The 13,623-nt window shown below is 64.6% G+C and carries 10 protein-coding genes; 1 reads left to right on the forward strand and 9 read right to left on the reverse strand.

From position 1 onward, the window contains the following. Window positions 1-490: 490 nt before the first annotated feature. From H7J73_RS00955 to H7J73_RS00990, 8 genes are all read right to left on the reverse strand, one after another. Complete coding sequence (locus tag H7J73_RS00955) at window positions 491-3,070, reverse strand: glycoside hydrolase family 73 protein (protein ID WP_264065352.1); 2,580 nt, start codon at window positions 3,068-3,070, stop codon at window positions 491-493. Between the two features lie 11 nt (window positions 3,071-3,081). Then, entirely contained in the window at window positions 3,082-4,419 is a 1,338-nt protein-coding gene (locus H7J73_RS00960; protein ID WP_264065353.1) for a hypothetical protein, read from the reverse strand. Between the two features lie 14 nt (window positions 4,420-4,433). Next, on the reverse strand, window positions 4,434-5,096 hold the full coding sequence (locus tag H7J73_RS00965) for a hypothetical protein (RefSeq protein WP_264065355.1): 663 nt from the start codon (window positions 5,094-5,096) through the stop codon (window positions 4,434-4,436). Between the two features lie 15 nt (window positions 5,097-5,111). Further along, a complete protein-coding gene (locus H7J73_RS00970; protein ID WP_264065356.1) occupies window positions 5,112-6,362 on the reverse strand; it encodes a hypothetical protein in 1,251 nt (416 codons plus the stop codon). Beyond that, window positions 6,355-8,925, reverse strand: coding sequence for a hypothetical protein (locus H7J73_RS00975; protein ID WP_264065357.1), 2,571 nt, complete (start codon window positions 8,923-8,925; stop codon window positions 6,355-6,357). The genes H7J73_RS00970 and H7J73_RS00975 overlap by 8 nt, the downstream gene beginning before the upstream one ends. 64 nt (window positions 8,926-8,989) lie before the next feature. Further along, window positions 8,990-10,582 (reverse strand): gluzincin family metallopeptidase, encoded by a 1,593-nt coding sequence (locus H7J73_RS00980; RefSeq protein ID WP_264065358.1) that lies wholly within the window; start codon window positions 10,580-10,582, stop codon window positions 8,990-8,992. A 129-nt stretch (window positions 10,583-10,711) separates the two neighbouring features. Continuing rightward, window positions 10,712-10,894 carry a hypothetical protein gene (locus H7J73_RS00985; protein WP_264065359.1) on the reverse strand — a complete coding sequence of 61 codons (183 nt, stop codon included), beginning with the start codon at window positions 10,892-10,894 and terminating at the stop codon, window positions 10,712-10,714. A gap of 108 nt (window positions 10,895-11,002) precedes the next feature. Beyond that, window positions 11,003-11,233, reverse strand: coding sequence for a hypothetical protein (locus H7J73_RS00990; RefSeq protein ID WP_264065360.1), 231 nt, complete (start codon window positions 11,231-11,233; stop codon window positions 11,003-11,005). 131 nt (window positions 11,234-11,364) lie between these two features. On the opposite strand from H7J73_RS00990, the gene H7J73_RS00995 reads away from it, so the two are divergent. Then, window positions 11,365-12,192 carry an AfsR/SARP family transcriptional regulator gene (locus tag H7J73_RS00995; RefSeq protein WP_264065361.1) on the forward strand — a complete coding sequence of 276 codons (828 nt, stop codon included), beginning with the start codon at window positions 11,365-11,367 and terminating at the stop codon, window positions 12,190-12,192. Between the two features lie 65 nt (window positions 12,193-12,257). Here the strand turns inward: H7J73_RS00995 and H7J73_RS01000 are convergent, their stop codons facing one another. Then, window positions 12,258-12,923: an AfsR/SARP family transcriptional regulator gene (locus H7J73_RS01000; protein ID WP_264065362.1), complete on the reverse strand. Its 666-nt coding sequence runs from the start codon at window positions 12,921-12,923 to the stop codon at window positions 12,258-12,260. Window positions 12,924-13,623 lie beyond the last annotated feature (700 nt).

Raw genomic sequence — 13,623 nt, forward strand, 5'->3', positions numbered from 1 at the left:
AACACCGGAAGGACAAACCCACACCGACCTAAGAATCACCGCACGGGGTGGATACATTTATCCGGCCACCAACGGATACTTCAACTTGGCCATTGACAGCGGGCACAGGCGTTGGGGTGGCTGGCCCGCGATGTTCAGTACGAGTTGACCGGCTATGAGTTCGTGCAGTGGCCTGTCGCCAGTTTCTGGCCCGGGGTAGCTTCAGGCACCGGAGACGTGCTGGACGCGGACCTCACTCGATGGGGGACCCGCCGCTCCGGGTGTGGCCAGGGCCGTACAGCCAGCGCTCGTAGGTGGTTGTGCCAGGCGTCATAGCTGGAAGGTGTTAGCGTAGGGTCCTTTCGGCCGTCCCGGCGGCAGGGGGAGCGGAGTTCACGATGTTCGCTGCCGGAGTCGGCTCAAGCACTTCCGATCGACGCGCATCTGGCTGAGGGCAACGTCTTCGACACGCAGGCAATCTCGGATCAGCTGAAAGACCCGAAAGCTAACGCTAGTTCCACCCACTCTGTTCGAGCCTACGCATGACGGACTGCACGACCTTCGCATAGTTCGGGTCTGTCGCGTATCCCGCCTTCGCCACCTCTGCCATGAAACTGTAGGGATCCTTCTGATACTGAAATGCTTTGGCATACCGCTTGTTTCGCCGCAGGAGTGCGCCGTGGCTGACGAATGCGAGCTCGGGTGAGGCAAACACCCGAAACCAGTCCTTGACTACGTAGGTGTACCTGCCGTCAGCCCTCAGTGTCACCGAGATGACCTCGGGGAAGCTGCGAATATCCGGTCGGCTCAGCACTTCTCGAGTCCGCCACAGCTGGCGTGTGTCAGGCGCGTCGGACGCGCGGGCCTTGATGCCGAAGAAATTGTTGCCTGCTGCCCGCGCGCCCCATCCTGATTCCACCGCCGCCTGCGCGAGGGTTACCAGTCCGGGCACACCGGTCTTCGCTTCGCTTGCTTTCGCGTAGGGACCGAAGAGGCGCACAAATTCCACGGGCCGGTGCTTGATGCCTGTTGCCGGGACGGGCGTGGCTGCCGGGTTCGACGGCGACCGAGTCTGCCCGACGGGTGCGGCTACGGCGCCTGCACCGAATCCGGGAACCCCGCCGGCGAACAGCGGACTCGGTTGCAGTGCACCCTCCCACGACAGATCGACATGGAAGTGATCGGTATGCGGATTGTGATTCGGCTTCGTCATGTAGTTGCGCCAGCCCTCGGCGCGGCGTGTCCACGACCAGATCCGTTTATTCCAGATGATCGTCGACACCTGCAGCTCCACCGCATTCGTTAGCAACCACGTGATGTAGGCGTCTGCTTGTGCCTTCTCCTGCGGACGGGACGAAAACCCATGGCAATCGACGGCACGGCCTTCGGCATGCAGCGACCGTGTACCGAACGACGTGTTGCGCGCGTTGAACGTGCCCGCTGCCCGGCCTGTGAGGCGCCGCCACTGATTCGCCAGGGCGACCGACCCTGGAAGCGCTCGCGTACCGTCCTTCCTCCACGGCGTGACTTTGACGACTCCGGCGACCCGGTCTGGTGTCCGGGTCACGATCACGCCCGGCGCCACCGGCACGGGTGAGGTCGGTCCGGCCGAAGGGAGTGCTGAGGACGGTCCAGTCGTATGTGAACACCCTCGGCGCGTGGCGCCCGGTAGGTCACCCGCCGGGTCTGCCAGCAGTCGCCACCCGAACGTGGTCGGGATCAGGTTGTGTTCGACCGCGGTCGATTCGACGCGGAAGCGCTGGTGTAGTCGGGCGGCATCCGACGACGCCGTGACCGCGGGGCAGATTGCCGACGCGATGGCGAGCGCGTGCGCCTGAGTTCCGCTGTTGGGTCGGTATAGGACCCGCAGGGCCGAATTCGGCGCGCCCCGTGCAATCCGGCGCCTAGCCCACGCGACAACGTTCGACATATCGCCGTAGGTGCCGTCGAAGACGTAGACCTGATCCACGTCGGAGTGCTGGAGAATCGCGTTCAGGGGCGCACCGCCCCCGGAATGGCCGGTGAGGATCACGCGTCCGGCGGACGCCCGCACACCTGTTGCGCTGCGGAACAATTCGAGGCTGCCGCGGACCAGCTTCTCCAGTGCGCCCGGCTTGATCAGCTCGGGGAAGTTGTATCCGGCTCCGCTGTTCCCGCCGAAGTAGTTCCCGCGTGGAACGACGCCTAGCATCGGCCTCGTCGTGCCGACGGCGCCACCGGACGGCGGTACGAAGTCGATCCCGCTCATTCGTGCCTTATCGAGTATCCGCATCCGCGGACCAGATCCGCTGTAGCCGTGGAGGTGGATGACGACGTCGACAGTGCGAGTGGTCGACGGCATCCGATTCCACCGGATCACGAGATCGGGCTGAGTTCCGCGGTGCGCGCGCAGCAACGGATAGTTGTTGACGGCACGTTCCCCCGCGTCGACCGTCGGCCCGGTGTCCTCTTGTGCGTGGTCGCCGCCGGCGGCCCAGTCCTCGGCGGCGATCTCGCCGGGCGACCCGAGCAACTCGGCGTTGTACTCGGTCGGGGTCTCGGAAACTCCGTAGGCAAACTCGAGGCCACCCGACTCGAACACGCTGTTCTCCAACGTATTTGACTCGTAACCATTCTCAAAGCCGGCGTCTTCGTATGTGGAGTCCTCCTGGGGCACCGACTCGTAGCCGGTGTCCTCATACCCGACATCTTCGTAGCCGGTGTGCTCGTAGCCGGTCAGTTCATAGGAGTCTTCACCGACGTACTCTTCATCCCGGGTGTCCTCGTAGGCCGACTCGCCCATCGAATGGATCGACTCCAGCGACGGGTCTTCGCCACCAATGTCATCCGATGCCGCGTCCTCAAACATGGATTCGCTGAACGGGTTGTACTCGAACGAGGTCAGATGGGCCGAATCTTCCTGTGCGACGGACTCGAATGGCTTCTCACCCGACAGCACAGCAGCGCTGTCCTCCTGCTCGTTCGTGTCCTCGAATATCTCCCAGACATCCTCGCGGACCGGCCAGTCCACCGGCTCCGCGACCTCCTCGCTGGGGGCAAACACCGACGACTCCCCGTGACCGTTGAGGGTCGCACCATACTCCTGCAACATCCCGCACCTCCCTACCCGCGCGTCAGCGACGTCGGACGGTGCCCGTTGGTGGACGGCCGCCCCTCGGCGGCGGGACGGGCGGTGGGCACGAGGGGTCCGGGAAGCAGACGCGACGGTTGCGCTGACTGCGGGAGTCCCTGACGCCGTGTGGTGACCGCAAGGTCTTTGACCCGTTCACCGGTGGCCGACTGCCAGAGGTCGATGATGCGGTTCATCGTGGACACGATCGGATTGGTCGTGAGGTTGTTCGCGAATAGCAAAGCGGCGCTTCCGGACGTGTTGAAGATGCCCAGTTCGATTGCCCACAGAATGGAGGAGGCGAGATCAGCCAGCTCGAACAGTTCCCGCGATTGCCGTGACGGCGCAACCCCGACTCGTGCGCCGATGGCCGCGAGCCGGTCAGCAGGGTTGCCATCCGGCCCGGCAGTGGCTTTGAGGTCCACCACGATCGCGGTGTCGTATTGGACGGTGAGGTGAAACCAGTCCATCATGGTGACGAACGCGAACTCTTCGCGGGCGAGCATGCCGAACTGTCGTCGGAGCCGCAGCATCTCACTCAGCGTCTGACAGAGATACGCGACGTACGACGGGTCCGTGGGCTTCGCTCCCGAGGAGTTGGTGGCGTTCTCGAAACCGAGCCAGACCTGACGAAGAAGTTCATTCCACAGTTCGAGGAACCGCGTGTTGATCGTCGATCCGACATCGCGCTTCCACGGTTGGCCCGTTACGCCCCGGCCGACCGGGTGCGGTAGGTCCATGCCGAACATTCGCCAGTACGCATTACGACGGTTGATCGCAGCATCAGGCCGCACCTGGCTCATGAGCGCGCCGCTCGTGCTGAACAGCGGTGGGTCGCGGAAGAACAGCTCCTCGGTCCCGCGCACCCAGGCAAGTCCCTGCGGGGACGCGTACGGCAGGGTCTCGCCAACCACATACCGTCGCACGACATCCGCCATGATCTCGAAAATGCCGGTGGCCTCGATGAGATAGGCATAAATCATGTGGTCCCACAGTGGTGGCGTGCCACCAAAAAGCGTCTTGACGGAGTTGCCATCCTTGAACTTCGGCTTGTTCAGTGTGGTGTAGTCCAAGCCCGAAGTGAGTGTCGTAAGGAGACCCTGCGGTTCCTGCTCGAGACCGACATCACCGATCGCGTCTGTAACCGGAACGGTGGAGGGCAGAGTCGCTGGAGCAAGAAGCATGTTCCATGTGGCGCTGTTGAGTCCACCTGCCGACCAGACCTCGTCGAGGAATCGACTGAGCTGCATCGGATATGTCGAAAGGACCCCGTTCGCTTGTTGGTCGGTTGCCTTGGGGGGATTGAGACGGTCGGCCAGTGCACGAAACATGTGACATCAGCTCCTTATTCAGCCGACGACTCGTCGGAGGATGGGTCGTCGGATAGCTCGATCTCTTCTCTGACGATGAGGACTTTTTTGCCGGCCAAGACAGTTGCCATTGCGGTCGCCATGTCCCCGTAGCGTTCCTCGATCTTGGCGGTCACCAACGCGGCGAGCCGTTCATCGCAGGGCGGCGGGTCTTCGGCCGCTATCGCCAATGGTGATGGAACGCCTTCTGCGACAGGAGTTTTACGCGCATCGATAAACTGGACGAAGCTCACCCCGGCACCGCACTCGGCCAACGGCACCGTGGCGAATACTCCCTCGCTTGTCGGAGTCGGCCATAGCTGGGGTTGTCTAATTACGCCGCCGATCGTCACCTTAAGCGAGGAAGCCGCCGCCGGGATCGAGTCCTTGGTGAGCAACTCTAGGTATTCGCCGCAGACGCGCTGGGTGATCCCGATCAGCACCTGGCTCGTTGTCTCGGCCGGGAGCGGGTGCCGGACAAGCCCATTGCGCAGTAGCTGATAGCTCAATGCCACTCGTTGCTGGTCGTCGGTCAGGTCGTTCGGCGTTGTACTTGCCGGAGGCGCGACGGCAGCGAGGAATTGCTTGAATTGATCGGGGGTCATGCCGAACACGGCTGGGTTGCCGTCTACATATTCGGTGCTCGTCAACGTAATCACGTCCCTTCAGGGTTATCAGGCCGCAACCGAACGGTCGCCACCCAGTCGTTGTAGCCAGTCCCGCATCACCGTTGGTGGTTCGGGTGATTCGAGCCCACGCAGGACGGTGAGAGCGAGAATGCGCAGCGCGTCGGTGCGCTGCAGGTACGTCGAGGTGTACAGCGATTCGCCGGCACGGTCGGCGAGACGCTTGAGTTCGGCCGGGGAGACCCATTCGGGATTGGCGAGTTTGGCCAAGTAGGTCCCGTGGAAGGCCTGCATCCGGGTCCGCGTGCACACGTCGACGATGGAATTGAGTAACGGCATGCTCACCGTGCAGATCTCGGCAACCTCGCGGGGTGCGGTCTGGAACGGATACCGGCTCAGCCAGCGGGCCCCGAGTTCGTCCCAGGGCCCGGCGCCGAACCACGAGCGGCACAGCGCAACGTTGAGCTGGACCCGTAGCACCGAGATGGGATGCGGGTCACCCAGCGGCATCCGGAACACGGTTCTCGGCGGTCCGTCGACGACCGTTGTCAGCGCCGGGACCGGCGCGTAGCCCAGCAGGCTGAAGGCGTAGACGTCGGCTGCCACCTCACTCGCCCAACTGCTCCAAGCTTCCGCCGCGAGCGGGCTCTGCGGAACCAGCACCTTGTGCAGCGCCTCTGCCAATTCGGGTACCCAAGCCGTCAGGTGGGCGACCTGATGCCCGGTCTCGTGGACGAGAGACGTTGGTTGCCAGAGGTTGTGGCGTGTCACCTTGATGGCGGCGGCCGGCGACAACGACGCATCCCACAGCCGGGCGCCGGACCGGAGTATCGACGCACCGAGACCTTTGTCGAGGTAGGTCAGAACGGGTGGTGTCTCGATACCGAGCGGCCTCAACACCTGGTCCATACTCTGCACTGCGAGCGCGTCGAGGCCTCGCAGGATGGCGGCCACGGTGGGGTTCGAGCGAGTACTGACCGCATGGCCGTAGAAGTCGACGATGGCCTCGGCACGTGCATATTGGCGCCGCAATGTCAGCAACTCGCGACGCGCTTGCTTGAGATCTGTCTCAGACCTGGCTGCCTTGAGCGAGAAGAGCAGACGATCTGATTGCGCGACAAGGCGTTTGGACTGCGACTGTAGTGTTGCACGCACACTTTTGCCGAGGTAGGACTCCAGCCCGCCCCACGCCACCGCGGACGCGGCGACCTCCAGTTCGCCAAGTCCGAGTGACGCGCGACGCCAGTGCCGCGCGTCGGACTCGAGCGCGGCGACCTCGATGGCGAACCGATCACGCATGGACCCAGCCCGGTTGCGCGACGACATCGGGAACCGGCACCTGGCGTGGTCGAGTTCCGATGCCGTTGAACGTGAGGATGATGGTCACACCCTCCATGGAGTTCGCGACGGCGGCAGAGAGCTGGGCTCCTCGCTGTACGAGGAATTGCGACAAGCCGGCTCCAGCGGCTCCGGCGATATCGCCCGCGATCGTCGCCGCGAGCGCGGGATCCGAGACGAAGCCCGAGATCAGCAGCCGTCGAGCGATTCTCGTCCTCAGCCTCGGGAGGAGAGTCTCGCGGAGCGCGGTCAACACGCTGGGCAGGTCGCGCCGACCGGCCGGTGCCGATCGCTGCAGCAGGACTTGCAGGGCACGGGCTCGCCGTTCGGACAGGCGGATCGCGATGCGCATCCGACGGTGCGCCGGTTCCCACCGAATGGTCACGTGGCGGCGCGGACGGCGAACTCGGGCCGTCGGAAACTGTCCGACGCGGACGCGATAGAACCGTTGACCCGGGCGGGTGTGGTTGAGCGGCCGCGATATCCGGGTCACCGGCAGCCGCCGCCCCAGGCCCGGCAGCCGCCGCCCCAGGCCCGGCTCGCCGAGCAGCGCGCCGGCGACCTCGGGTGTCAGTTCCTGGAACTCCGAATACGTCGGAGTCTCTGCGGCAGGCAGCGTCTCGTCCCGCGTCAGGTGACCCAGCGACGTGCCGGGCACAGTCTCGTAGAGGTCGACTTCGGCGCGGACTGGCCAGTGGTTGACTCCGATATCGAGTAGGTACTGCTCGAGTGTCCCGCCGTCGGACCATCGCACGCGCCGGGCAGCACTTCGCGAGATGGGCACGACGTAGACGCGCGAGTACTTGCGGAACCGGTAGCGCGGTGCCGTCGAGCGTGGCATGAGCACCCAGAGGCCGCCCTCGCTCTGCGTCTCGCGTTCGGGGAGATCGCTGCGCAGCACTCGGTCTGGCAGGTAGGCGGCGGCGGCCTCGGCGAACGAACGCTGCACGGCGGCGCTTACCTGCAACGGGTCGGTCAGTTCTTCGGATGTCAGCTCGTCGAGCACGCGGTTCACCGTTGCCTCGACGGCGGATGCGAGCGCTTCACCCGGGATGGTTGTCTGCTCCTGCGGCCCAGCGGTTTCCAGTCCGAGAGCGGTGAATGCGAGTCCCACCCCGGCACGGGCGATCATCTTGTCCGGCGACTTCCCGACAATGGCCGCCATCCGCTGGATGTTGCTCGGTCCGATGATGCCCCGGATCAATGCGGCGAGTGGCTCGGCGAGGAGGTTGATCAGTTTGTCTCGCGCCCCGGTTACCTTCAGACCGAGTTTGAGTAGCGGCCGGATGGCGAGAACCGCCGGTAGGAACTCCTGAATCGGGCCAACCGGGTTCTCGCCGGTGAACTCGGCGAGCTGCCCGGCAAGCCGCGCGCGGGCATTGTCCAGGTCGGTCAGGGCGTCTTCGGCGACAGTCTGTTCGCCAACGCCGGGAAACTCAAGCGACTCCAGGGATTCGAAGCTCTCCGACGATTCGAGATCCTCGAAACTCTCGAAATCCTCGAACGCTTCGAAGGTTTGGAGGCTCTCGTCGGCTTCGAGGTCCTCGTTCCAGGCCGCCTCGAATCGAGGGTCCTCCCCGGACGGGGCGAAGAGCATCGCGGCGACCTCCTCATCGAAAGCACGCGCGAGTTCACCGGCTAATCCCGATTCGAGGTTGGTTTCGAATTGCTCGCCTTCACCGGTGTACTCGCCGATGCCCAGCGCCTTGGTGATCATCGGCACAAACGGACGTACCTGCGCCGGAAGCATTTTCGTCAACGGGCGTAGCAGCTTCTTCAGCACGCCCTTCAGCAGGCCGAGGCCCGCCTTCTTCAGCTTCTTGAGTAACGGGCCGATCACGAACTTTCCGAGCCCCTTGGCTCCTTCGACGACGGTGCTGAGGCCCTTTTTCGCGATGTCGACCACGCCTTTGATCGGGTTCTTCGCGAATGTCACGGCGCTCTTGACTAAACCCTTCGCCTTATTCACCAAACCCTTGACGATCTTGCCGAAAAACTCGGACTCCAGTGCTGGCGGCGTCTCGAGCGACTCGAGCAGTTCGTCGAGTTCGGCCTCGGAGATGTTCTCGAGGTTGGCATTTTCCAGCCCCGCGGCGAAGCCGTCCATGGAGCGCTCGAATTCGGTGACCAGTGGTGCCATCCACTGGGTCAGGGCTTCGGAGACCTCACCTTCTGACGGTGCGACCGTCCACTGCTGCACGTCCGCGAGTACCCGGGCCGCACCCTCGTTCATCAACTCGTCGAGAGCATCCTCGAAGTCCTCGTCGTGGAGGGCCTCAAGGAACTCCGCAGCGGCGGTTTCCAGCTGCTCGGCTTCGGTGATCGACTCGCTGGTGAAAGGCGATTCGGCGACGGCGTAGCTCTCGAACGGCGCCGACGATTCGGATTCGTGGTCGACCTCACCGGTGTATTCATAGGTTTCGAAACTCTCCGGCACTGTTTCGGTACTGGAAATGGTCATACCGGCGAAAGGCGCGAAGTACTGGGCGTTCTCGTTTTCGCTTGCATATGCGTCGACTCGCATGGCGCCACCTCCATTTGGCTCGATTGCTGGTTGTGATGATGAGCGAGCACCGGGTGCGCCGGCGTCAACACTTTGTATGTGCGGGACTGGAGCTGGTCGACGACCGTGAATCGACGGCGGCATCGACCGTGTTCAGTCGCATCACCACGCGTGCCCGGAACTCGCTCGGGTGACCCGACGGGTGACGCAGCCGGGCGTGGACGGCACCGGTGAGGCCGTGTGACCCGGCAGGTAAGCGCATGCGCAGCGTCGCCGACCGGCCGGGCGGCAGGTCGAAACCGACGGCAGTGGAAACGATGCGGCCCAGCGGATCTGACAGCACCAGGACGTAATGTCGGCAGATCTCTGCGTCCGGGTCGTTCACCACCACAGCGGTGGCGAGCTTCCGGCCGTGCTCGGTGTGCGTCGCCGACAGCCGCTCGAACCTCACCCCGCAGTCACGCCGGGGCTCGTCGAATCCATAGACGAACCGGTGGAAAGCATCGACGATGGTCACAGCTCGGGTGTCGGCGATGAGATGCTGTTCGAGCTCGGTCGTCGAAAGTGTCCGTCCGGCACGGGAAGTGTGGAGCCTGCGCATCGCGCGCCGCAACACTTCGGCACCGACCGTGTGTGCCATGCCCGCAAAGAGCTTGCTGCCCACGGTGTACGCCGCGGGATGTGTGTGACGCTGGAATGGTCGACCCGAACACAACTCGGTGGGCGGTGCGGTGAAGTCGAGTGGTGCCGGCGGGAGTCCGGATGCGACATAGGTGGTGAACGCTTCATCCCACCAGCCGTCGACGTCGCGGGCCGGCAGGACGCCGCGCGCAAACCAGCTGTGCACCACCTCGTGGGTGAGGGCGCCCGGTGACGTGGTGGTACCCGCTACATACTCCATCCCGCCGTCGGCGCCGTGGAAGAAGCAGGTGTATCGGTCATGGGTATACGGTCCGAACTGCCCAGCGGCAACGGTCAGGGTGCGTGCGATGCGGGCTGCTTCGTGCCGAAGATTTTCTGCGCCGTCCGTGGGTTTCCACACGTCGATCGTCATCGGGTGTGACGACGGGGCGAGGGAGACCGTGGTCCGTACATGCGCGAGCTCGTCGGCTGGGCGCAGCTCGAGCATGTGCGACACCGACGTGAACCACTCCGGGAACGTCACCGACCACTCGTCCGCACGGCCACAGGTGAGCCGGCCGTTGGTGATCAACGTGTGATCAGTCGACGCGCCAACGAGTTTCACGCGGAGCTCGACACCGAAATGATCAAAGGGCAGATTACTGGGAATCCACATCTCGAGGTGCCGCCCGTCGAACAAGTCTCCCATCCCGAACGACCACCGCACCCGCCCGACACCCGTCGACGCGAGTACCGGAGGGTATGCGCCCCCGAGATCCGACCGTGGCACGGCGAGTCGATAGCGCAGCCTCATCGTATGGATCGAGTCGGCCGACTGTGGCCTGTCCAGCACACGTATCGTCGCGTATGGTCCTTCGCCGACGTCGATCGAACCCACACTCTCTCGCGCCGCCGATCGCCCGTCGATCCACACCTCGTCGACTTCTTGGCGCAGATCGAACAGCGGACATCCCGTGTGCGGCCCGAGGTGGTAGTGCATGACTGCCTCGGCCTGACCGGCTCCGCTGCGTGCGTCGAGAACAACGGACACAGCCACGTTCCGGATGTGGATGGCAACAGCGACACGGCCGTCATCGACCCGGTTCGGAGGGGGCGCGTGCGCGAACACCAGGCGATGATCGTGCTGTTGTGTATCTGTCTCCGTCAATGTTCAGTAGCACCGCGTTCAGCAGCACGGCCCTGGCCGGTGGCCGATCAGGTGGAGTCGGCCGAGCGAGATCTCGGTGATGTGGGCGAACTCGGTCTGTCCGCCTCGCCAGTAGAACGCGGTGGGCGCACCATCGTCGTCGGCGACCCGGACAAGACACTCGTCGGGCCGCTCGGCGATCTGCTGGGTTGTGTCGAGCACAATCATCACGTGTCCGGCGCCACGCGTCTTGGCTTCTGTTGCGAGCCAAGGCGACGAGATCACGATCCCCGCCGCACTGTACCCACCTCCACACCATTCGGCCGCGCACTACCCCGTGCCCTCGGGGTATCCCCGGGCGTCAACGCTTCGTATCGGCGGGGTGCCCGGTTCTAAATCCTTGATCAGGGCGGCGATCTGGGCGCATGCGGTGTCCACGTCGGAAAACACGCGCTGCTCGCCGGCCCGGGCATTTCTGGTTCCGGTCAGCACGCGGATGATGGTGCGCCCGCAGTCGCGCCATGCCCGAACCACAATTACCCGGCTGTCATCGGCGCTCACGGACAGCAGCGTCGCACCAGCACCGTGGCCCGGGCGTCAACGCTCCGTCGGTGTTGACACCGTATTGACGCTCCGTGAGCGCCGGTGGCCGACCCTGAATGCTGTGAATGATGGTGCGGGAAGGGGTTCCAATGGACACGTCAGTACTTTCCGATTTGCCCGATGTCGTTGCCGGCCGGCCAGTGGTGTCGTTGCTGGGGGGATTCGCTGTGTGGATCGGCGGCCGTCGCGTGGCGTTGCCGATGCACTCCCGACGGGTGCTGGCGTACCTGGCCCTGGACAAGACGGCCGAACCGGACTGCGATCGCCGAATTCTGGCAGAGCGGCTGTGGCCGGACTCCTCGACCGAGCGGTCGCGGGCGAGTCTGCGCACCGCGCTGTGGCGGATCCGGCAGGCCGATCCCGACCTGGTGTGCGGTACCGCCGACCGGATCATGCTCGCCCATGAGGTGAAAGTCGATGTGCACCAATACAAGAAGTGGACAGGGCACCTGCTGGCCGCGCCAACGGACTGCCCCCGCGAACGCGCGCAGCTGATGGTGTGCAACCTTGATCTGCTGCCCGGCTGGGATGAGACCTGGCTGTTGCTGGCTCGCGAGCAACTGCGGCAGCTGAGGCTGCACGCGCTGGAGGTATCCGGGCGCCGGCTCGCCGGTGCTGGCCGGTATCCGGAGGCGATCGACGTGATGTTGATCGTCGTCGCGGAGGAACCGCTGCGCGAGTCCGCCCAATCGGTGTTGATCGAGGCGCACCTTTGTGAGGGCAACGTGGTCGAGGCGCGTCGTCAGTTCGACGCGTTCGCCGGCTTGCTGTTCGACGAACTCGGGGTGCTGCCCTCGCCGGAGCTGTATGGGCGCGTGGGAGCGCGGCCACCCCTCCCCGTCGAGGCTTCCGCGAGGCCACAGACCGGGTTTCGCCGGATGTCCGGTGCGCAGCGCAGAATCGGCTCAGGTGTCTAGCGGACCGTGACAGGTCGGCTCTGCCCATTGCGGCGGGTGTAGGTTCAGGGACGTATCCCCGACCGTCAACGGGTCGTGTCGAGAACCGCCACCAGCTGCGGTGAGGGCCGCAGCCGTAGCTGGCTCCACAGCAGCGCCACGTAGTCGTCAAACTGGCGCCGGGCGTCGGCGACGTTGCCGAGTTCGAGATGGGTGTTGATCAGAACCGCCTGGGCCGATTCCCGCAGCGGCTCCTCGTCGACCACCTGCAGGATCAAATCGATTGCCTGCGGGTGGCGGCCATGTGCGGTCAGCACCGCCGCGCCGTGCTCGAGCGCGTGCAACCGCAGCATCCGCAGCTGCTCGCGCACCAGCAGCAGCCAGTCCTCGTCCCAGCCGGGAAGCAGGTCCGTCACGCTGGGCAGCCCGGCTGGCGCGACCGGGAAGTCGTCGGGGGTCCTGGCCGCGAGAATTTGTTCGGCGATGGTGCGGAACCGATGGACGTCGACCGCCACGTCATCGGCGATGGACACCCGCTCACAATCCACGGCCACGACCTCGGGGTCCGCACACCGGATACGCCACAGGGCTGTGCGCAGACTCGCCCGGGATCGCTCGGCCGACGAGTCCGGCCACAGCCGTTCGGCGAGCTGACCGCGATCGCAGTCGGGCCGGGCCAGCTTCTGCAGCGACAAGTAGGCGAGCACCCGTCTGGCGTGCATGGGCAGCGTGGCACGGCGATCAGCGATCATCAAGGTGAACCCGCCGAACAGAGACAGCTGACGAGCCTGCCCCGAGCGCGCGAGCCGGGCGGGCGCTATCCGCGGTGGATCTGTCGTTGGCCAGCGAAGCGCGCTCTGTCTCAACCGATCCACCTCCCCTTGGGATCGTTCCAGTCCATGCTGCGTCCATGCTGGGCCGAACGAGCGCATTCTCGCATCCAAACCTGCAGGCCACCAGAGGCCGAATTGCGACGAACTCCACCGGTGGCGATTCCCGTCACCGGTCACGACTCGACCTTCACTGCTTGCAGTTCGGTCACGATCGCCTGGGCGGCGAGCACGCGGGCCGCGCCGGATTCTTCCGCGAATCCCGATCGCCAGCCCGGCTACCCTCACTCCCGGCAGCGTCCCACCATGGGGAATGACCTGGCGGCCACCCTTGGGGAATGACGTGACCGCGGACAGTATCGCGCCAATCATCGTGGCTCGCGTCACGTGACTAAACGAAAGCCATGGGCATGGAAGGGCCTGTTGCGGGTGGCGTGAAGTTAATCAGCGCCCGCGAAGCAGTGGACACAAAAGTCAGAATCGCTGATGTGGACATCTCGTGAGAGCGCTGTCGTCGTCGCATGTCAACGGTCTCTCAAGATTGACCCTGTACGGATCTCCTGATTTGACCCACCTGTGGGTGTTCGGTGAGTCGAGCTGATCTCAGATCGATGGTGCTCTG

This window comes from Mycolicibacterium komossense (assembly GCF_025822605.1).
Taxonomy (GTDB): Bacteria; Actinomycetota; Actinomycetes; order Mycobacteriales; family Mycobacteriaceae; genus Mycobacterium; species Mycobacterium komossense.

Coding starts and splice junctions, on each gene's coding strand:
- H7J73_RS00970 (WP_264065356.1), bottom strand. CDS start 6,362: ATGCGTGATCGGTTCGCCATCGAGGTCGCCGCGCTCGAGTCCGACGCG.
- H7J73_RS00975 (WP_264065357.1), bottom strand. CDS start 8,925: ATGCGAGTCGACGCATATGCAAGCGAAAACGAGAACGCCCAGTACTTC.
- H7J73_RS01000 (WP_264065362.1), bottom strand. CDS start 12,923: ATGATCGCTGATCGCCGTGCCACGCTGCCCATGCACGCCAGACGGGTG.
- H7J73_RS00995 (WP_264065361.1), top strand. CDS start 11,365: ATGGACACGTCAGTACTTTCCGATTTGCCCGATGTCGTTGCCGGCCGG.
- H7J73_RS00955 (WP_264065352.1), bottom strand. CDS start 3,070: ATGTTGCAGGAGTATGGTGCGACCCTCAACGGTCACGGGGAGTCGTCG.
- H7J73_RS00960 (WP_264065353.1), bottom strand. CDS start 4,419: ATGTTTCGTGCACTGGCCGACCGTCTCAATCCCCCCAAGGCAACCGAC.